The 18,860-nt window shown below is 54.9% G+C and carries 21 protein-coding genes; 13 read left to right on the top strand and 8 right to left on the bottom strand.

From position 1 onward, the window contains the following. Window positions 1-56 precede the first annotated feature (56 nt). Window positions 57-686, top strand: a complete 630-nt coding sequence (locus ACN0XZ_RS04280) for an OmpW/AlkL family protein (protein ID WP_417456473.1) — start codon at window positions 57-59, stop codon at window positions 684-686. Between the two features lie 121 nt (window positions 687-807). On the opposite strand, the gene hemN is transcribed toward ACN0XZ_RS04280, so the two are convergent. Continuing rightward, a complete protein-coding gene (hemN, locus tag ACN0XZ_RS04275; RefSeq protein WP_417456653.1) occupies window positions 808-2,157 on the bottom strand; it encodes an oxygen-independent coproporphyrinogen III oxidase in 1,350 nt (449 codons plus the stop codon). A 143-nt stretch (window positions 2,158-2,300) separates the two neighbouring features. Between hemN and ACN0XZ_RS04270 the strand changes: the two genes are divergently transcribed. Continuing rightward, window positions 2,301-2,669, top strand: a complete 369-nt coding sequence (locus ACN0XZ_RS04270; protein WP_417456472.1) for a hypothetical protein — start codon at window positions 2,301-2,303, stop codon at window positions 2,667-2,669. On the opposite strand, the gene ACN0XZ_RS04265 is transcribed toward ACN0XZ_RS04270, so the two are convergent. After that, window positions 2,666-3,403, bottom strand: a complete 738-nt coding sequence (locus tag ACN0XZ_RS04265; protein ID WP_417456471.1) for a Crp/Fnr family transcriptional regulator — start codon at window positions 3,401-3,403, stop codon at window positions 2,666-2,668. The genes ACN0XZ_RS04270 and ACN0XZ_RS04265 overlap by 4 nt on opposite strands. Window positions 3,404-3,588: 185 nt before the next feature. Further along, entirely contained in the window at window positions 3,589-4,590 is a 1,002-nt protein-coding gene (locus ACN0XZ_RS04260) for a DUF481 domain-containing protein (RefSeq protein WP_417456470.1), read from the bottom strand. Between the two features lie 133 nt (window positions 4,591-4,723). Between ACN0XZ_RS04260 and ACN0XZ_RS04255 the strand changes: the two genes are divergently transcribed. Continuing rightward, window positions 4,724-5,701 carry an NAD-dependent epimerase/dehydratase family protein gene (locus ACN0XZ_RS04255; protein WP_417456469.1) on the top strand — a complete coding sequence of 326 codons (978 nt, stop codon included), beginning with the start codon at window positions 4,724-4,726 and terminating at the stop codon, window positions 5,699-5,701. A gap of 164 nt (window positions 5,702-5,865) precedes the next feature. Continuing rightward, a complete protein-coding gene (locus ACN0XZ_RS04250; protein WP_417456468.1) occupies window positions 5,866-7,674 on the top strand; it encodes a hypothetical protein in 1,809 nt (602 codons plus the stop codon). A gap of 22 nt (window positions 7,675-7,696) precedes the next feature. On the opposite strand, the gene ACN0XZ_RS04245 is transcribed toward ACN0XZ_RS04250, so the two are convergent. Further along, the gene (locus tag ACN0XZ_RS04245) at window positions 7,697-7,855 is read right to left on the bottom strand and encodes a DUF1674 domain-containing protein (RefSeq protein WP_417456467.1); all 159 of its coding nucleotides are present in this window, start codon (window positions 7,853-7,855) and stop codon (window positions 7,697-7,699) included. Between the two features lie 12 nt (window positions 7,856-7,867). Then, the gene (locus ACN0XZ_RS04240) at window positions 7,868-8,794 is read right to left on the bottom strand and encodes a CPBP family intramembrane glutamic endopeptidase (protein WP_417456466.1); all 927 of its coding nucleotides are present in this window, start codon (window positions 8,792-8,794) and stop codon (window positions 7,868-7,870) included. A 142-nt stretch (window positions 8,795-8,936) separates the two neighbouring features. Here ACN0XZ_RS04240 and htpX point away from each other — a divergent pair, with 142 nt between their 5' ends. Continuing rightward, entirely contained in the window at window positions 8,937-9,863 is a 927-nt protein-coding gene (htpX, locus tag ACN0XZ_RS04235; RefSeq protein WP_417456652.1) for a zinc metalloprotease HtpX, read from the top strand. A 27-nt stretch (window positions 9,864-9,890) separates the two neighbouring features. Here the strand turns inward: htpX and ACN0XZ_RS04230 are convergent, their stop codons facing one another. Then, window positions 9,891-10,877: an adenosine kinase gene (locus ACN0XZ_RS04230; RefSeq protein WP_417456465.1), complete on the bottom strand. Its 987-nt coding sequence runs from the start codon at window positions 10,875-10,877 to the stop codon at window positions 9,891-9,893. A gap of 185 nt (window positions 10,878-11,062) precedes the next feature. Between ACN0XZ_RS04230 and ACN0XZ_RS04225 the strand changes: the two genes are divergently transcribed. The 8 genes from ACN0XZ_RS04225 (at window position 11,063) to ACN0XZ_RS04190 (ending at window position 17,149) form a co-directional block, all read left to right on the top strand. After that, a complete protein-coding gene (locus ACN0XZ_RS04225; RefSeq protein WP_417456464.1) occupies window positions 11,063-11,764 on the top strand; it encodes an EI24 domain-containing protein in 702 nt (233 codons plus the stop codon). Window position 11,765: 1 nt separating this feature from the next. Further along, window positions 11,766-12,197, top strand: coding sequence for a hypothetical protein (locus ACN0XZ_RS04220; RefSeq protein WP_417456463.1), 432 nt, complete (start codon window positions 11,766-11,768; stop codon window positions 12,195-12,197). Window positions 12,198-12,229: 32 nt separating this feature from the next. Next, a complete protein-coding gene (locus ACN0XZ_RS04215) occupies window positions 12,230-12,463 on the top strand; it encodes a DUF6460 domain-containing protein (protein ID WP_417456462.1) in 234 nt (77 codons plus the stop codon). Continuing rightward, the gene (locus ACN0XZ_RS04210; RefSeq protein ID WP_417456461.1) at window positions 12,463-13,116 is read left to right on the top strand and encodes a DUF938 domain-containing protein; all 654 of its coding nucleotides are present in this window, start codon (window positions 12,463-12,465) and stop codon (window positions 13,114-13,116) included. Before ACN0XZ_RS04215 ends, ACN0XZ_RS04210 begins: the two co-directional genes overlap by 1 nt. A gap of 191 nt (window positions 13,117-13,307) precedes the next feature. After that, a complete protein-coding gene (locus ACN0XZ_RS04205; protein ID WP_417456460.1) occupies window positions 13,308-14,147 on the top strand; it encodes an alpha/beta hydrolase in 840 nt (279 codons plus the stop codon). An 18-nt stretch (window positions 14,148-14,165) separates the two neighbouring features. After that, a complete protein-coding gene (locus ACN0XZ_RS04200; RefSeq protein ID WP_417456459.1) occupies window positions 14,166-15,362 on the top strand; it encodes a serine hydrolase domain-containing protein in 1,197 nt (398 codons plus the stop codon). Window positions 15,363-15,371: 9 nt separating this feature from the next. Beyond that, complete coding sequence (locus ACN0XZ_RS04195; protein ID WP_417456458.1) at window positions 15,372-16,238, top strand: hypothetical protein; 867 nt, start codon at window positions 15,372-15,374, stop codon at window positions 16,236-16,238. Between the two features lie 32 nt (window positions 16,239-16,270). Further along, entirely contained in the window at window positions 16,271-17,149 is an 879-nt protein-coding gene (locus ACN0XZ_RS04190) for a hypothetical protein (protein WP_417456456.1), read from the top strand. A gap of 239 nt (window positions 17,150-17,388) precedes the next feature. Here the strand turns inward: ACN0XZ_RS04190 and ACN0XZ_RS04185 are convergent, their stop codons facing one another. Both ACN0XZ_RS04185 and ACN0XZ_RS04180 read right to left on the bottom strand, forming a co-directional pair. Beyond that, window positions 17,389-18,174, bottom strand: coding sequence for an ImmA/IrrE family metallo-endopeptidase (locus tag ACN0XZ_RS04185; protein ID WP_417456455.1), 786 nt, complete (start codon window positions 18,172-18,174; stop codon window positions 17,389-17,391). Continuing rightward, window positions 18,167-18,490: a helix-turn-helix domain-containing protein gene (locus ACN0XZ_RS04180; RefSeq protein ID WP_417456453.1), complete on the bottom strand. Its 324-nt coding sequence runs from the start codon at window positions 18,488-18,490 to the stop codon at window positions 18,167-18,169. The genes ACN0XZ_RS04185 and ACN0XZ_RS04180 overlap by 8 nt, the downstream gene beginning before the upstream one ends. Between the last annotated feature and the right edge of the window lie 370 nt (window positions 18,491-18,860).

Below are 18,860 nucleotides of genomic sequence, written 5' to 3'. Positions count from 1 at the left end.
CGTTTTTCCCACCCGTTCTGTACACCGGTTTCAGAACAAATTTTGAGGAAAAACCAATGCGTATCTCATCTGTTTTAAAAGCCTTCACCTGTGCCCTTGCACTGCAGGCTGCAGCAGGCCCCGCCATGGCAGCCGACGGCGAAAGCCCCTGGCTCGTTCGTCTGCGTCTCATTGACGTAGCGCCACAAGAAAGCTCAACCGTATCCATCGGTGGTGAGGCCGAGGTGAATTCCTCAGTCGTGCCCGAGCTGGATATCACCTACTTCTGGTCCAAGAATGTGGCGACAGAGCTGATCCTTGCGACCACCAAACATGATGTATCCGCCAAGGGCACAGCGCTGGGCAACCTGAGCCTCGGTGACACATGGGTGCTGCCACCCACCCTTCTGATGCAGTATCACTTCAACCCTGAGGGCGGTGTGAAACCCTATGTGGGCGCCGGTGTGAACTATACCTTCTTCTACAATGCCGACCCCGGGGATGTGGCAAGCATTGACTATGAAAACGGTTTTGGTGTCGCTCTTCAGGCGGGTGTGGACTTCCGCATCAAGGACAACTGGTATTTCAACGTGGATGCCAAAAAGCTCTGGCTCAACACCGATGTTTCCATCAACGGCGGCGGTGTCACCGCTGATGTAGACCTGGACCCATGGGTGCTGGGCGTTGGTTTCGGCTACCGCTTCTAAAACCAACAGTGTGATGCCCGCCCCGGCTGGTGCCGGGGTAGGCATAGGGGGAGAAGGCCCGTAGCCGTGATGGCTGCGGGCCTTTTGGTTTCAGATAACTGACAAATGGAGTAAGGGCTGGTCAAGCCACCTGCGCGTGACGATGGGCCGCTGGTTGCAGATAGGTATCAAATGCGGCAGCGGCCAGGCGCACCGCCTGCCGCGCGTTCTGGTCTATCACGATACGCCGACCGAGAAGGCGGATCAGCCCCTCACACGCCAGAGATGTCAGCTCAGGCATTGCGTCATCAAAATAACCAACCGGCAGGTCATGCGCCTCGCAGAAGCTATCCAGATCAATCTCGAAATAACACATCAGGGTTTCAATGACCTCGCGCCGCAGCTTGTCGTCCCGGCTGACGCATTTGCCTTTGACCACAGCGTGCCGCCCTGCCGATACCGCTTCTGCATAGTCTTTTGCCACCAGCGTGTTCTGGGCATAGCCTTGCGGCAGTGCACTGATGGCGGACGGCCCAAAACCGATGAGCGCATCGCCCGCGTCCGTCGTATAACCCTGAAAGTTGCGCCGAAGGTTCTTGCTCGCTAATGCCTCAGCCATTGGGTCTGTATCACGGACAAAATGATCAAGCCCAATGGCCTGATATCCCCGCTTCGCGAGCCGCGCGGATGCGTGATCAAACTGTTTGAGCCGTTCAGCACCGTCCGGGAGCGCGGTTTCATCAATAAGCTGCATATGCTTTTTCATCCACGGCACATGGGCGTAACCAAACAGTGCTATCCGACTCGGATTAAGCGCCACGGCAAAATCCACATTCTCCTCGATCATCTGGAGGGTTTGGCCCGGCAGGCCGTAAAGCAGATCCATATTGATGTCACTGATGCCATAGTCGCGCAGGAAGCGCGTCGCATCATACACCATATGAAACGGCTGCCTGCGCCCGATGGCCTTCTGCACCTCAAGATGAAAATCCTGCACCCCGAGGCTCGCGCGGGTCACGCCGCCAATAGCATAGGCTGAGACCTTGGCCTCCGTTACCTCGCGCGGGTCAAGCTCTATGGCGATCTCCGCATCTGGGTGCACGGTGTAGCTTTCCCGGATCACTTTCATGATGGTTGAGAAATCATCGGGTTTCAGCATGCTGGGCGAGCCGCCCCCAAAATGGATGTGTTTCACCACTTGCCCGCCGCTTAACTCACCACCGGCGAGTTTGATCTCCTCCAGAAGGGACGCGATAAAACCTTCCACCGGAGCATACTTTCGGGTCGCTTTGGTGAAACAGCCGCAGTACCAGCATATCTGGCGGCAGTACGGGATATGGACATAGAGTGACAAGCTCGCGTCATCCGGCAACGCCGTGAGCCAACCTTTGAAGACATCAGCCATCACATCAGGTCCGAAATGCGGGGCGGTCGGGTAGCTCGTATACCGAGGCACCTGCCGGTTATGGTCAAGTAATGCCTTGTGGATCATGGATGTCACGGCCTTCTCCCGCTTCTTGTGGTGGTGCGTAAGCGTACTTTAGCGGGTTTGGCGTTAGCGCGACTTGACGGAAATCAACTACAGCTGCGGAAAAATATGATGAACTGCCGATCAAATGGTGGCGGAGATGAACCTTGCCAGACGGTGATCAACAAACGGCTTTTGAAGCCCAGCTTGAAGAATATCTGCGTATCTGTAACGCGGCCCTGAAGGCCAACAGCAAACGCTTCCCCTATAACCGGCTATGGGAGGCGGGAGCCGAAGCGCTTAAAGGCCGATCGGTTGAGTTGGCGCTTGTTGATGACGAGCCCAAAGCCCGGTGCCGGATCACCCTTTCAGCCCACCACATTGAACGAGCCACTGAGGACGGTGAGGCACCTCCTGTTACCCGGCTCAGTAAACAATATATTGATGACGTGCTCGCAAACCCTGAGAAATATATCTCAGACCCGTCACTGATCGACTGGCGATGGTTGAAGTGTGGTGGCCAGACCAAAGCCTAGTGCATATCGTCGCACGGAAACTCATTGGAACAGGCGCTGCACGCAAACCGGGACATCACATCAAGGGTTGGGATCATCACGGTTGCGCCCTTGACCGTAATGCCGGTTTCCTGACGAAGTTTGTTGAGCGCACGGGAAAATGTTTCTGACTTCATGCCAAGCCGCGCCGCGATATGGGTCTTGTCATAAGGGAGCTGCAACTCAATCGGCCCTTCATCATCACTGCGGCACAGACGCAGCAGGAAACACCCAATACGCTGAGATGCGTTCTGGAGGGTCAGGCTCTCAATCTCGCGGGTTTGACGCTTACGGTGCAGTGACAGCGAACTGAGCATGGCGAGCGCAAGCTGGTTATCTTTCTCGATAGCGCCCTGAAGCACAGAGACCGGAAGCCGCAAAACCGTGGCATCCTCGATCGCAACAGCACTATAGCTGTGCTCATTATTCTCGAAAATCGCCGTCTCAGCCACCAACTGGCCAGTGGAGACCATATCAATCACGGCTTCGTTGCCGTCTAACGTTTCACGGAAAAGCTTCACCCAGCCACTGAGGACAAGATAAAACCAGTCTGTCGGGTCATCCTGAAGGAAAAGGGCTTCACCCTTGCGGTACAGAGAGATATCGCTGGCACGCGAGAACGCATCCACAACCTCTGTAGATGTGTTTTTGAACAGCGGCACAGCTGCAAGCAGTGCCTGTTTATCACCGTGGCGGTGTTCAGTACTAGCGTCCATTTGCTTCACCCTGACCTGCGCGTAATGTCCATACGATATCGCAAAAATCTTAAGCCGATACTAAAGCCGTTAGACTCTATCACCAATGTGTCAGATTGTCATACTGACATATACCGGCAAAACAAAAGCCCGTGACGTGCTGGTCACGGGCTTAATAGTTAATGATTAGTTAACCTAAGTTTTTATCAGAAGTCGTATACAAGCGACGCGCGCGTTGCGGTATCCCATTTTGCAGTACCGATAGGGGCAACGGAATCATATTTGATATCGAACGAGAGCCGTGCCGCAAGATGGGAGTTGATACGGGCTGAGAACTGGGCCCAGTTCTCGAGCGTGGTTGAATCTGTACCAAAAATTGCCGAGGTGCGGTCCTTGAACACGATGGTGTCGGTCAACTTCAGCTCATAGGTGCTGGATACACGACCGAGGAATTCCTTGTCTGTCATCGCAGGCGCAAAATCGGTTGCCTCCACGCGACTGATCCGGATACCGGGGCCACCTTCAATCCGCAGGTTTTGGCGCGGAGTGCGGAAAATCTCGGTACCCACCGCCAGGTTTTCAATCACCCGGTAGTCATAACCTGAGAATTTATCCAGCTCTAACTCAGAGAAGCTCAGGAGGAATACATCCGTCCAGGGTTTCCACATCAGCTCATACTGACCAACAAACTTCTGCCGTGTCGTGGAACCGTCGGAACGGGCCATGTCAAACTTGAGGTCGATGGCGTGGTTCCATTTCGGGCCAAAGGCGCGCTCAAAACTAAGCGCCGCAGAAATGCCCTGCTCTTCGGTGTCACCCGTGCTGGTGCTGCCACCAAGTTGGGCCTGACCCTTCCAGAGCTTCGGGTCGAGATAATACATGATGCCACGGGCGCGGGACGCTGCCTCTGCGGCTTCTTCTGCTTTTTTGGCAGCTGCCAGTTCTTCCATATAAGCCGGGCTCATCCAGCTTTCGCTGATACCGCGTGCAGCCTTCAAAATCTCGATGCGTTTTTCAGGCCATGTGTTGAGCGCTGTGGTCAGAAGAGTGTCAAAGGTTGCTTTGTCGTTCGCAACAGAGGCTGTTTTCAGCATGTCGCTGATGCCTGTGGGCATGCCCGACGCCTGTACTTCAGCGGTTGTCGTGATGGCAGCGAGTGCAAAAAAGGCTACCAGAATCTGTTTCTTCGCATTGCCAAAAAGCTGCATGAACGTCATATTCCTTGCGAGACATGTGTTAATTTTGCCAGTGACTTAGCGCCAGTTCCCTTGAAACACAAGCGTTGAGCCAAAATCTGGCAAAAAATTAGGCCAAATACGGGTCAAAATCGGGAAAGCGTCAATGCCATCCGCATTTGTCACCGGCGCCACCGGCTTTTTAGGGCGCCATCTGATCGATGTTCTAACCGAACAGGGTTGGACCATACACATTCTGGTGCGCGACAAAAAGGCAGCCGAAAAATTATTTGGCGACCGGGTTATCTATATCAGCGGAAACCTGACCCACCCGCATGACTATGCCGCCAAGGTACCGGAGGGGCTGGATGCACTTTTCCACATTGCCGCCGACACCAGTTCCTGGAAAGCGGAAGCCGCCCGCCAGCACGAGGTGAATGTGGTGGCCACAGCCGGGCTGTTGCAACTGGCCACAGACAAGAGCGTAAAACGCTTTGTGCATGTTTCCAGCACCAGTATATACGGCATCCATAAAGAGCCTGTGACAGAAGAGACCGAGAAACTTGGCGCGGACAGCTGGGTTTCTTATGTGAACACCAAAACATTTGCCGAACGTAAGGTCAAGGAAGCCACCTGGCGCGGCATGGATGCGGTGATTGTCAACCCGACCCATATCATTGGCCGTTACGATAGCCACAACTGGGCTCGGCTGATTATCCGCCATGCGGATGGCAGCTTGCCGGGTGTGCCGCCGGGGGCGGGCAATTTTGCCAATGGCCGCGCTGTTGCGGAAGCGCTTGTTGCCGCGTATGAAAAGGGCAAATGCGGGGAAAATTATATCCTTGGCGGGCCTTATGAGACCATGCACGGCTTCCTTGCCTGTGCTTCCCGCCAACTGGGCCTGCCGGAACCCAAAGCGCCAACGTCCGCGTTTATGCTCACCTTGCTCGCGGAAATCCTTGGTTTCTGGGGCAATATTACAGGCAAGCGCCCGATGGTAACACCCGAGGAAGCCTATTTCGCCACTGAGCGTGTTGAAGCGTTGAGCGACAAGGCAGTGCGGGAGCTGGGATACCGCATCGTGCCGCTTGAACAGTCTGTCGCGGAATGTGTGGCGTACCTTAAGGAACAAAAACTGGTCTAGTATATCCAGCGAACACATGCCGAGACGGAACAATTTAAAATTGACTAAAATCTTTGCCGCCTTCACACATTATTATGAAAATGAGACATATTGAAAAACCTGTGTGTTGATTGTTTCCGCCAAAATATGATGCGGAGCGACACAAAGGGGTAAAGGAGAGCTGAGTGTCGTTAGGCCAGAGTGTTCACTATGAGATTATAGGGCGGCGCGGTACGCGCTGGACCATTCTTGAAGTGATGCAGGACCGTAAGGCCGCCGTTGCCAAAGCGGAAGAGGCCTGGGGTTCGCGCCGCTATACTGGTGTGCGGGTTATCAAGGAAAGTTACGACAAGGTCAGCCACGAGTTTGCCAGCGTAGAGATCTATTCCCGTGGCGGCATGCGCAAAACCTCAAAGTATGACCAGACAGGTACCATCTCGCCTTGCCTGACCCCTGACGACCTGTATAGCGCAGACGGGCGCCGCTCCATCTGGGAGCTTTTAGGCAACACCCTGACCGACTGGATGATGACCCCCACTGAGCTGCTGCACAGCCTTGAGCATTATTATAAGCTCTATAACGCTGGCACCAAGCTTCAGAACGCGGTGCAACGCACTGCGGTATCATACGAGAATGACCAAAGCTCGATCCAAGAGCGCATGCGCAAAATCACCAAGGTGATCGACACCTCGGTCGACATCATGAAAAGCACCAAGGGCAGCGTGCCGTCGCTTGAGGTGGGTCGCTTGAACCCGTTGATCGAGCAGCTGAAGGAAAAATCCAACAAGCGCTTCCTGCTCACATGCGCCATCACCGAATATCTACGCCCCGCCGTAACGCTCACCGACAAGGTGGGCCGCGCGATTGCGATGCTAAGCGGCAACCGCCCTGTATGGGTGCTGGAAATCCTCGACCAGTTGATCGGTGAGATGTTCCTGCATCCCAATATCCTTGGTCAGATGCTTGGTGAGCCGGAAGACCGCGGCCGTTTCATGACATGGCTTGCCCACCTGCAAGCCGGACGGCTCAACCTGATGGGCGAAGACGAGCACTCCCCCTGTTTTTCAGATGAGATCCTGCGCCTGAACGGCTTCCTGTCTGACGGCAAGATGCCGCAGGTGGCGCGCGCGCTTTTTAACCGGCTCAAGCTTGAGATTGAGGCGCCCAAGCCGATCTGCCCAGATGGCCTCGTGGAACAGCTCAAGGGCCTCGACCGGCTCAAAAAAGCGATCGACGAGTTGCAGGATGATGTGGGCATGCTCGAGAGCGTCGAAGAGGCTTTGGCCTCGCGCGCAGGGCGGCTTCTGAACAGTCAGGCCGTTGGTGAAATGCTGTTCGATATGAAAAACCCGTTCGATCAGCTGAATGCGCTCCTTGATCTGGAGCAATATACCATCGGGCATTCAAACAAACGCATGGTGGCAAATTTCATGCTGCCGGTGCTAACCCGGCCTGAGTATGAATCCATCTTTGTTGGCCTTGATAGCAAACAACCGATGCAGCGCATGCACGACCTTGTGCACCTGCAAAAGCGCATCATGGAAGCTGACCTTACGGAAATGCACCGCCGCAAGATCGCTGAAAAGCTGGACGCCTTTTGCCGCGCGATCATGGACAACACGCAAATTCTCAAAAAACTGCATGGGCTTGATATCAGCCTGCAGGAGAAGGCGAAAAAAATCCTCAACCTGCTCGCGGATAATTATTTCACCGCAGGCGACTGCCGCGACCGGGCTGACCATCAGGTACGCATCTATATGAAACAACCGGGTTTCACCGAAGGCCTGATCAAGGGCATGGATCGCGGCAAGGCAGAGGCGGAGTTGATAGCATTTCGTGATCTTCTCGAGCGCGCCGGCATGAACCGCCCGGCGAACACGCCCGCTGAAGAGCCTGAATCCGAGGACGCTGACGGCGACACGGGTGAAAGCGCGGGTGATACCGAGGCCGAAGACGTGGCGGACGCTGCATCAGGTGAGGCTGAAAAAGCCTGATGCAGGGCGAAAGTTAGGCAGCCTAAAAATCTGAAATAATGCCGTTCTTTTCCCAGTCACCATAACGGGTCGGCTCAGGGCCTTTGCGGCCACCGATCTCTTTTGGCTGGGTCTTGTCGGTTTTATCCACGGGCGGAGGAGAAGGGTTTTTATCCGCCGGTTTGGTGGTTTTATCACTCACGAAACAAAGTCCTTACGCGCTTTTGTCATCAGGCTCCGGGCTCTGCACGCGGCCGGTCAGGCCTTCCACATGCGCCCTGCGCCAGAAATAGAGCGCAAAGGCTGCGGCTACAAGCGGCAATATGAGGCCAAACTCACCCGCATAGGCCCATGTGCCTTCATACTGCACGGTCATGCGCTGCAAGAGGCTGAGTATAAAGACGTTGTGGGCCGCATGCAACACGGCTGCTGTCCACAGGCTGCCCGACTTGATGCGCAGGTAGCTCATGATAAACGACAAGCTGATAGCCATCAGCGTGAAGTTTGCGATCTGCATGCCAAGATCATTTGGCCCCGCATTATATTTGGTGAAGAGGATGATCGGCAGATGCCAGAGCGCCCATAAAGCGCCTGTGATCAGAGAGGCAAGCGGAAACGACACGTGACGCATCAACATCGGAGTTAAAAACCCACGCCAGCCAATCTCTTCCCCAAGCGCTGTGGCCATATGCCATGTCATGCCGATGCCTGCAAAAATGAAAATCGCCATCAACAGCGTAGCCGTCTCGCCCCAGCCCACGAGGCCAAGGTGATACCCCGCTTCTTCAATAAACTTGGGGTCAACCGCACCGCCCAAACCGCTACCCCACAGGATACCGTAAGCGATAAGGCCGTAGAGGGCAGGCAGGATATAGGCGAGCCACTGGTAACGCGCTGGCCCCCAACGCCAACCGAGGCTTGCAAGCGGGACACCCGATATCTTGAGCGCGAGAATAGCGGCAATGCCCGGTGTCCACATCAGCAGCGCCATATAGTGCCGCTTGAGCCCGATATCGATCACAAGCCACGAAGCACCAAGCGACAGAACCGCTGTAAGCACAATAAAACTTAAAAGTGCCTTGATGCTGGTAGCACGCGCGAGCGGCTCAGGGGTCATTTCGGCAGGGTGTGGCGCAGACATAGATATATATTCAATTCCGTTATTCGACCTTCAGGCCCATAAGGTAACACGACGGAAACCTCTTGAACCATGCCCTCACGCTGCCCAAATATGAAACAAATCGCAAGTCAAACGCGACAAACCGACATTTGAGTGAGCCATGATGAGTTTTGCCCGCACTGCCCTTTTGATGGCCGCCATGACGGCCCTGTTCCTGTTTTTCGGCCTGATGCTGGGCGGTGAAGCCGGTATGCTGATCGCGCTTCTGGTCGCCGCCGGGCTTAACTTTATGGCCTATTGGCGGGCGGATAAAATCGTGCTTTCCATGCACGGCGCGCGCGAGGTTACGAAGCATGACGCCCCCGAACTTGTCAGCATTGTGGAGCGCCTCTCCCGCCGGGCCGGGCTGCCTATGCCCAAGGTTTATATCGTGGATGATGCGCAACCCAACGCCTTTGCCACGGGCCGCAACCCGGAGAACGCCGCCGTCGCCGCCACCACGGGGCTTCTGCGTCTCCTCAGCCATGATGAGGTTGAAGGGGTGATGGCGCATGAGCTGGCGCACGTGAAAAACCGCGACACGCTCACCATGACCATCACGGCCACCATTGCCGGTGCCATTTCCATGCTGGCGAACTTCGCGCTGTTTTTTGGCGGCAACCGCAACAACCCGCTTGGCATCATTGGCACCATCCTGATGATGATTTTGGCGCCTATGGCCGCCATGCTGGTGCAAATGGCCATCTCCCGCACGCGGGAGTTTGCTGCCGACCGGGAAGGCGCCGAGATATGCGGCCAGCCGCTGGCGCTTGCCAGTGCCCTTGCGCGCCTGCACCAGGGTGCGCGCACCACCGTCAGCGAACGGGCGGAGCAAAACCCCGCCACCGCGCATATGTTTATCGTGAACCCGCTTTCAGGCCGATCGTTTGATAGCCTGTTTTCAACCCACCCCCGCATGGAAGAGCGCATCATGCGGCTTGAAGACATGGCCGAGCGCAGCGGTTTCACGCGCCCGGCAAAGGGTCGCAGCGCGGGCTCCAGCGTGCCGGAAACCCACTCAACCGACAAGGGCCGGGGGCCTTGGGGGTAATACTTTGCTCTGGGTTAGGGTGAAGCGCTAAAGCCCAAGCTCGCTTGCGGCCAGCTTCTTGAGGTTTACCTCAGGGCGGGCACCAAGGTGCGAGATCACCTCTGCAGCCGCAAGGCCGCCAAGGCGCGCACAGTCTTCAAGGCTTTTGCCGCTTGTGTAGCCAAAGAGGAAACCGGCGGCATACAGATCGCCCGCACCGGTGGTATCAACCACGCTTGCAGGGTGCGCCGGCACAGAAACCTCACCGTCCTTGCTAATCACAACCGAGCCTTTTTCAGACCGTGTGAGCGCCGCCAGCTTCACATGCGGGCGCAGGCGTTCCACCGCTTCCTCGAAAGTGTCGGTCTCATAAAGCGAGATAATCTCGCTTTCGTTCGCGAACAGGATGTCCACCCGTCCTTCCACCAGATCAACAAACTCAGACCGGAAACGGTCAACACAGAAACTGTCAGATAGTGAAAGCGACACCAGTTTGCCGTTCTCGTGCGCCACATCCATGGCTTTCAATACGGCCTCTTTCTGGTTATCCCGGTCCCACATATACCCCTCGATATAAGTGACATCCGCGCGGGCCACGATACCCTCATCGATATCGCTGAGCGCCAGTTCACCGCACGCCCCAAGGAAGGTGCTCATGGTGCGCTGCGCGTCCGGGGTCACCAAGATCATGCTGGTGGCTGTGGGTGCACCCTCCGTGGCGGCCTCGGTTTCATAGTGCACGCCAATGGCACGGATATCGTGGCGGAACACAGTGCCAAGCTGGTCAGCGTGTACCTTGCCCATATAAGCCGCCTTGCCGCCAAGCGATGCGATGCCCGCCGCCGTGTTGCCCGCAGACCCGCCCGAGCGTTCCACCGCAGGGGGCATGCCATCATAAATGCGGGCAGAGGTTTCTGCGTCCACCAGCATCATTGAGCCTTTGATGCGCTCATGCTCGGTAAGGAAGTCTTCCTCAACGCGGGCGAAGATATCGACAATGGCGTTGCCGATACAAAGAACCTGAAAATCTGACACGGGTGGTATCTCCTTAAACTGTGCGGCCACACGTGCCAGCAATGTGATGCGGCACCATAGAAAAGCCATAGGTTATTGCAAGCCTTCATGCGGCTACCTATGTTTGGGTTAAGAAATATAATAGGCCCGGAGCAAGGAAAAACCGGCATCACGGGCATAAAAGGTATAAAAACGCGAGGAAAACCATGATCGGGCTAGCTTTCAACAGAACCTGGCAGCAATTGCTGCATCCCAAGTTTCGCAGCGTGTTTTTCACGGCTGTGCTCACCGCCACCGCAACACTTGCGGCCCTTATTTATGTGCTGAAGATCTATTGGCCGACGGATCTGTCCTACGGTTACAGCTGGCTCGAGTGGCTCGATGAAGCCGGTTTCTGGGCCACGGTTGCCGTGGGGTCATACGTTCTGTTCCCCGCAGTTGTTACCATGGTGATGGGTTTCCTGACCGACAAGATCGCGCTTGCGGTCGAGGAAGAATATTACCCGCACCGTATCGGCATGCGTAAGGTACCCGCAATTGAAGTAGTGCTTGGCTCGGTCAAGCTCATGCTCCTTATGATCATCGTCAACCTGATCGCGCTCATTCCCTATATCCTGCTTCTTGTCACCGCTGGCACCGGCACGTTCCTATTGTTTGTTGCCGTCAACGGCTTCCTTCTGGGCCGCGAATATTTCGAGATGGTCGCCATCCGCCATATGGACGCGCGGGACGTAGCCCGCATGCGCAAGCGTAACAGCGGGCGGATATTTACCGTGGGCGCCATCATCGCGGGCTTGTTTGCCATCCCGTTCCTCAATATTCTGGCACCCATCATCGGCACGGCGGTGATGACCCATGTTTTCCAACACCTGTCAGGTGACCGTGTGCGAGGGGGCGAAGGAGTTTAAAGTGCAGAGAGTGCTATTTCGCCGAACTGAGAGATATCTGGCCCTGCTGACGCTGGGCCTTGTGGCCGCGTGCGGACCAACAACACCAGCCCCAGAGGTGACAGCCCCCGCCCCGGTGATCGAACCGGCACCGCAGCCGCTCGCGGAAATTCACCCGCGTGAGCCCGCAAATCCTGAACGCCTGATAGGCCAAAGCCCCAAGGCGGTGCAGGACCTGATGGGCGCCCCAACCCTTGTGCGGCGGGATGATACCGTGCAGGTCATGCTGTTTGAAAACGCGGCATGTGTGTTTGAGGTGGTGTTTTTTGAACCTAACACAAATGCCTATTTTGAAGCCCGACATATTGCGGCCCGCACCCCCGGCGGTATAAAGGTGGGAACAGACGAATGCCTTGCCGCCCATTTGCCGGGCGGCCACTGGCCGGATGAGTAACCACCGCATGGCGGTGATAGAGGGGAACGTCCATGCGCGTTGACGCACGAACCATTATCAAGCTGGCCATCTATAGCTTTATTGTTGGCGCGCTTCTCTATTGGCTGAACTGGAGCCCCGGCGACGTTTACGGCTGGGTCATTAATACCCTTGCTGCTTTCTGGGATTGGCTTGTGGGCACCGGGCTTCAATATGTGCTTCTGGGTGCCACCATCGTGGTGCCTGTTTATTTCCTCATGCAGCTCAAGAACAAACGGCGGAGCTGATGGCCCGGTTTTTTGACCCCCAGTCAGCAGGCAACCCGGGCGAGGACGCCCGCCTGCACGCCCCGGCGACCGAACGCAACAAGGATGCGATCCTCAAGGTGCTGAAAGCGCATCTGCCACGCCAAGGCACCCTTCTTGAGGTGGCGTCCGGCACGGGTGAACACGCGGCCTATATGGCGCCCGCGCTCGCACCGCTTTACTGGCAACCCACTGATATAGAGCCCGCCCACCTTCGCAGCATTGATGCCTGGCGCTTCCATGTTGACGCGGAAAACATGATGCCCGCAAAAGCTTTCAATGTGCTTGAGGATGATTGGGCTTTTGACGACCTGCCGGAACAGGTCACGGCGGTTGCCGCAATCAATCTCATCCATATTGCACCGTGGGCTGTGGCGGAAGCGCTTTTAAAACGGGCAGGTGACGCACTCAACCGTGGAAATGTCCTGTATCTTTATGGCCCCTACAAGCGACACGGTGAGCACACGGCACCATCAAATGCCGAATTTGATGCATCTCTTAAACGCAGAAACCCGGCCTGGGGGGTGCGCGATATGGAAGTGGTCATCTCCTACGCCGAGGCTGCAGGCTTTGGCATTGAGGAGATTGTGCCCATGCCTGCCAATAATTTTTCGCTGATATTCACCAAGGGCTGAGTCTCTGCCCGGCCTTGCCACAAAAGCGGGGTACACCCCTTTACCCTCATAAATGTTATGATATCACATCTTATCTTTTAATCCGCTCAGTTCATCGCACTTCCTTTGTATATCTTATGCTTAGGCACCTACATGCGACTAAGGCACAGGTGCGCGGAACCAGCGCACAGGCCAGAATGATGGGGGATATCATGAGAAAAGTCGCCGCGCTCGCGATTGCGCTATTGTTACCGTTCGTACTCAATAAGGCGAGCGAAGCACGACCCTACGAGCTGCCAAGAACCGAGGTGGTACCGATAAAGGACAGCAACACCGGCAGGCAGTATGAGCTTTATATCCAGCTGCCCGAAACCTATTCGGAGGATGCGGATAAAAGCTATCCGGTCGTCTATATGACGGACGCCGACATTCAGATGGCGCTCATGTCGGGCACCGCTGAATTTCTGATGCCCGAGGCAATTATCGTTGGCATCACCGGGCAAAAAGATGCGGACGGCAACATTGTGCCCGGCAGCCGGGGGCGTGATTTCACGCTGATCAAATACGCACATCTTGAGCGCCCAACTGGCGAGGCGGCGAACTATCTGTCGTTCCTCAGCCGTGATGTCATCCCTTATGTGGAGAAACATTTCCGGGCAAACCCGGACGCGCGCGCCTATTGGGGGTATTCCTCTGCGGCAGAATTTGGTGCTTACGTGGTTATCGCGCAGCCCGAAACCTTCAAATATTACGTCCTTGGCAGCCCTTCGCTTGACGAGCTGAGCATGAAATATCTGGATGATCTTGAGGCCGAAATGGCGGCTGCACAGAAAACGCTCACCGCACATGTCTATATATCGATGGCCGAAAATGACAGGCCCGGCAGGATGGAACTGGCCGAAGAACTGATCACTGTTTTCAGCCGCCACAACAACCCCGGCCTGTCGCTCACTGGCCTCGAAGTGATCGAGGACACCGACCATACAACGGCGGTGCCGGAAACCTTCCAGCGCAGCATCAAGTGGCTCGCGGCCTTAAGATCGAAAAACTAAACACGAACGGGGGATATCATGATGAAAAGCTCAAACGTTAAACACTTGCTCGCCGCGGTTTTACTGAGCGGTATCAGCTGCGTCACCACGGCTGGCATAGCCGATGACCATAACGGCACAGCGGAGGCCACTGCGGCGGAGGCTGCGCTTTCCTTCCGGGACCTGACCCTGCTTGAAAAAGCCTATATCACCACCGAACCCGAGGTGCGGGACGGCAAAACCCCCGTGGGTGAGCTGGGCGTGGACGCGGGCGAGGCAGAAAGCATTATCAAACTCGCGGAAGAGATCGCAGCGGGCACGTATGGCCGCTATGACAGCCTGCTCATTGCCCATAAGGATAAGCTTCTTTTTGAAAGCTACTTCCGGCGCGGGCGCATCAATCTCGCGCATCCGCAAGCATCGGCCACCAAGGGGTATACAAGCCTGATCCTCGGCCGTGCGATCGAGCTTGGCTACCTGAGCATGGACGACCTTGATAAGCCGCTTATCAGCTTCCTGAAGGATATTGACCGCACAAACCTTGCAGAGGGCGCGGAGAAAATCACGCTTCATAAAGCGCTTACCATGCACGGCGGCTTGAGCGTCAGCGATGAAGTGTGGGAAGAGCTTCAGAAAACCCCGGAGACGATCAAGGGCCAGCGCCTGGTGCAGGCCCTGCTTGAGCGCTCAGGGCCTATCACAGCCGAGACACAGGTTTATAAATACGGCAACTTCAACCCCATGCTGGTGATGGCCGTCGTTGATGCTGTTGTGCCCGGTACAGCGGAGGATTTCATCAAAAACGAAGTACTCGGCAAACTGGGCATCACCAACTATAGCTGGGACAAGCACCCAAGCGGCCTGCCCCAAGCGGGGTGGATGGTGAGCATAATGTCGCGTGATATGCTCAAATTTGGCAGCGTGGTGCTTAATGAAGGCAAATGGAACGGCGAACAGTTTATCCCGGAAGATTATCTCGCGAAGGCCACCAGCGGGCTTGTGAAACCAACGCAGGACTGGATGCCCGAAAGCTATCGTTATGGCTATTTCTGGTACCAAAAGCCCATCACGGTTGGCGGCAAAAGCTATGATGCTACCCTAGCATGGGGCGGCGGCGACCAACGAGTGATTGTGGTGGATGCGCTGGATCTTGTTGTCATTGTCACCGGGCATGACAATGAAGGCACGCTGATGGACCAGATCGAAGCAACCGTCCTGCCTGCGTTTACCAAATAGGTGAGAAACATGAGACCCATTTTTGCATCAACCGCTTTGGCTCTTTCAGTATTGATCGGCGGCAGTACCCATGCGGGCGATGACCGCACCGCGCCTGAAGGCCCTTACCTTGGGCAAACACCACCAGGGCTAACACCGGAAGTGTTTGCTCCAGGCATTATCTCAACACCGGGTTGGGAATATGGCGCGGTTTTCACGCCGGATATGAAAGAGCTTTATCACATCCGCTGGAACGATGAGACCGAAGATCAGGATCAGGTTGTTTTCCAGAATGTGGACAACCGCTGGCATGAGAAATTTCTCTGGTCCCGGCGAGGAACACCCACCTTCTCCCCCGACGGCCAGATCATGTATCTGGGTCGATCTTACCGGGAACGTACCGAGGATGGCTGGTCAGAGACCAAAAGCCTTGGTCCCGAGTTTGAAGACATCGCCATCATGCGCCTCATGGTCTCACAAAAAGGCACCTATGTTTTGGATGAGATCGGGTCGGATGACGGTAACGGGCTCCTTCGCTACTCGCGTCTTGTGGACGGCAAACGTGAAGCCCCGCAACCCTTCCCCGAGGTTATCAACACCGGGCGATATAATGTGCACCCCTTCATCGCACCGGATGAAAGTTACCTCATCTGGGACGGCCAGCGCGATAGCCCCACCCGCAATGCGGACCTCTTCATCAGCTTCCGGCAGGAAGACGGCACCTGGGGCCCGGCCATAAAGTTTGGCGATGAGATAAACACCGGCGCGTCCGAATTTGCGGCGCATGTATCGCCGGACGGCAAATATCTGTTTTTCAACCGTGATGTCGGCCCGGACAATACAGACACCTTCTGGGTCGACGCACAGGTGATCGAAGACCTAAGGTCGGCCCCCTAAGGCCGACCTAACCACCCGGATAAGGACACAAGATGATACGTATAGTCACGTCAGCAGCCTTGCTGTTTGCCGCGCTCGCAGCCCCCGCAAGTGCCCATGCGGGCGATGACCGCACCGCGCCCGAAGGCCCCTACCTTGGGCAAACACCACCAGGGCTAACACCGGAAGTGTTTGCACCCGGCATTGTCTCGAAAGAACACCGCGACCTGAGCGGTTTTTTCGCGCCCGACATGAAAGAATATTATTTCACCAAAAAAACACCGGAAGACGGCAAATGGTGGCTCGTTACCATGAAGCAGGAAAACGGCCAGTGGCATGAGGCCGGCGTGACGGCACGGGTTGGCCGCCCGATCCTGACGCCAGACGGCAAAACCATGCTGCTCGGCAAACAGTATAGGGAACGCACGGAGGGTGGCTGGTCTGAGGTCAAAAGCCTTGGCCCGCTCTTTGAAGATATCCGCATCATGCGCCTCACAGCCAGCGCAAGCGGCACCTATGTTTTGGATGAAGCCACGCGGGACGGCAAGGGCCTGCTGCGCACCTCCCGCCTAAAGGGCGGTGAACGCGAAGCCCCAAAACCGCTGCCCGCCACGATCAATACCGGCACATGGAACGCCCACCCCTTCATCGCACCGGATGAAAGCTACATCATGTGGGATGGTGAACGGGAAAGCGGGCAAGGTGACGGTGACCTCTACATCAGCTTCAGAAAAGCGGATGGCACCTGGGGTGACGCCATCAATATGGGCGACAAGGTCAACACGGCCGCAATGGAATCAGCGGCCTATGTATCGCCAGACGGCAAATATCTTTTCTTCAACAGGAATGTGAGCCACCCGGAAAATGCCGACAATATCGATATATTCTGGGTAGACGCACAGGTGATAGAAGACCTGAGGCCAAAGGAGTAAACTTTCTAATGGTTCCCAATGGCGCTAAATGTCTTCGTAGAAGTTTGCTTCTCCATTAGGGCACTCATCTCGAAGCTTTATCGCTGCGCGCCTTATAGAAGCCTCTCCTGTTCCGAAGACCTCTACCTGATGACCACACTTTGAACAAGTCGCTGTAATTCCATCAACCGATCCGTAGTCGCCGTCAAGCGTGTCATAACAAACCTCAAAGGATACCCGCGCCATATGGCAATCTCCTTCTAGAAGAACCGCAGAAACGTATATGTGAAATCCCCAAAAGACGTTTGATATACATCTTCGTGACCTCCGAGGTCTGAGTGCCATAGGCCTCGATCAAAACCTGAAGCATCATGGACTCGCGCGGCTTGACATTTAAAGGTAGTCGAAGCTTCGGGAACTTCTCTCCCTTCTTTAAAGAAGATACCGTGTCTGTATGCCGCCGCACTCGCATAGCCTTGTAAAATGAATCCATCTCGTGACTGGAAGAAAGCCATCGGTTTAGTAGTCAGCGATAACCATTTATACGCCAGCGCAGAGACCGACACACCCATGTCATCGGAAAGAGATCGTACGTTACTATATGTAAAGTCTTCCTCCACATGAGGCCGCACCAAGTCAGGAGGCAACAGCAACTGGGAAGCGAATTCGTTTGCCTCAACTTCCATTTGGTCGCGCTGATAGTCGGACAGGTTGAGTGCTCCGCACCGAAACTCTTTCATTATCTTTCGATGCGCTAAAAAATGAAAGATTTCATGAGCGGCAGTAAAATTTCTTCGCCCTTTGTATGGGATCTTAGTGTTTACAAAAGCACCCCACTTCTTCTCATCATCAGTTTTTAGCATTCCCTCAAACGTATCGAATTCGCTGTATACAAGGTGCAACCGCTCACCCTCTAACGTTGGATTTACAATATGTTCAACCACCAGTGACAAGTTGATAGGGTAGGTGTTGGGACCATGGTTTCGCCAGAGCCCTGTGATTCTATTTGCCTCCTTAATGGGTGGGATGCAAACATAGTCAGTCATCAAGTATGTCCAATATTTTCAACGCTTTTTCTATGTCTTTATTGGACACATCTTTGTCCTTGAGTCTTCGAAGCAGAGCGTCCCGACGATGACTATCGGTTTCCATTTCGGTTGAATCGTCAATGAGAAAATCTGGCGACACCTTGAAAATGTCAGCAAGTTTCAGCAGCAGCTGGCCTGAGGGTCTTGCTGGCGATTTGTTCTCCAGCTGCCAGACATAATTCTTCGTAGTTTCTAATCTTTCCGCAAGTTCCTCCAGCTTGAGTCCTTCAGCCAACCGTAGTTCTCGAATTTTTTTCCCAAAAGAATCAGACACTTAACACCACTCCCAAAAGAAACCTTAAATAGGGTATTGTAATATAGTTAATACGATACTAATTTCAGTATCGTAATAGCGTTATTTTTTTGACGCATTTAGCACACACATTCGAAAGAAGAAAGGTAAATCACGTGGCCAAAAAACGGAACAGTGAAGTTACAAGCAAGAAGGCGGCTTCTGCTGCAGGTAAAATTCTCCGGGACCCAAAATCAAGCAAAGCTGCGAAAACCGCTGCTGCATCGGCTTTGACCCAGCGTCCAAACAAATGAGGTGATCCCATGTCGAGTTATTATGTAAATCAGAACGCCCAATCAAACGGCGATCATGAAGTTCACACAACAGGATGTTCTTTTTTGCCCAATCGGGA

Origin of the sequence: Kordiimonas sp., from assembly GCF_048264555.1 — a bacterium.
Classification (GTDB): domain Bacteria; phylum Pseudomonadota; class Alphaproteobacteria; order Sphingomonadales; family Kordiimonadaceae; genus Kordiimonas.
The sequence above is the reverse complement of the archived record's forward strand: the minus strand, read 5'-3'. Positions and strand labels throughout refer to the sequence as shown.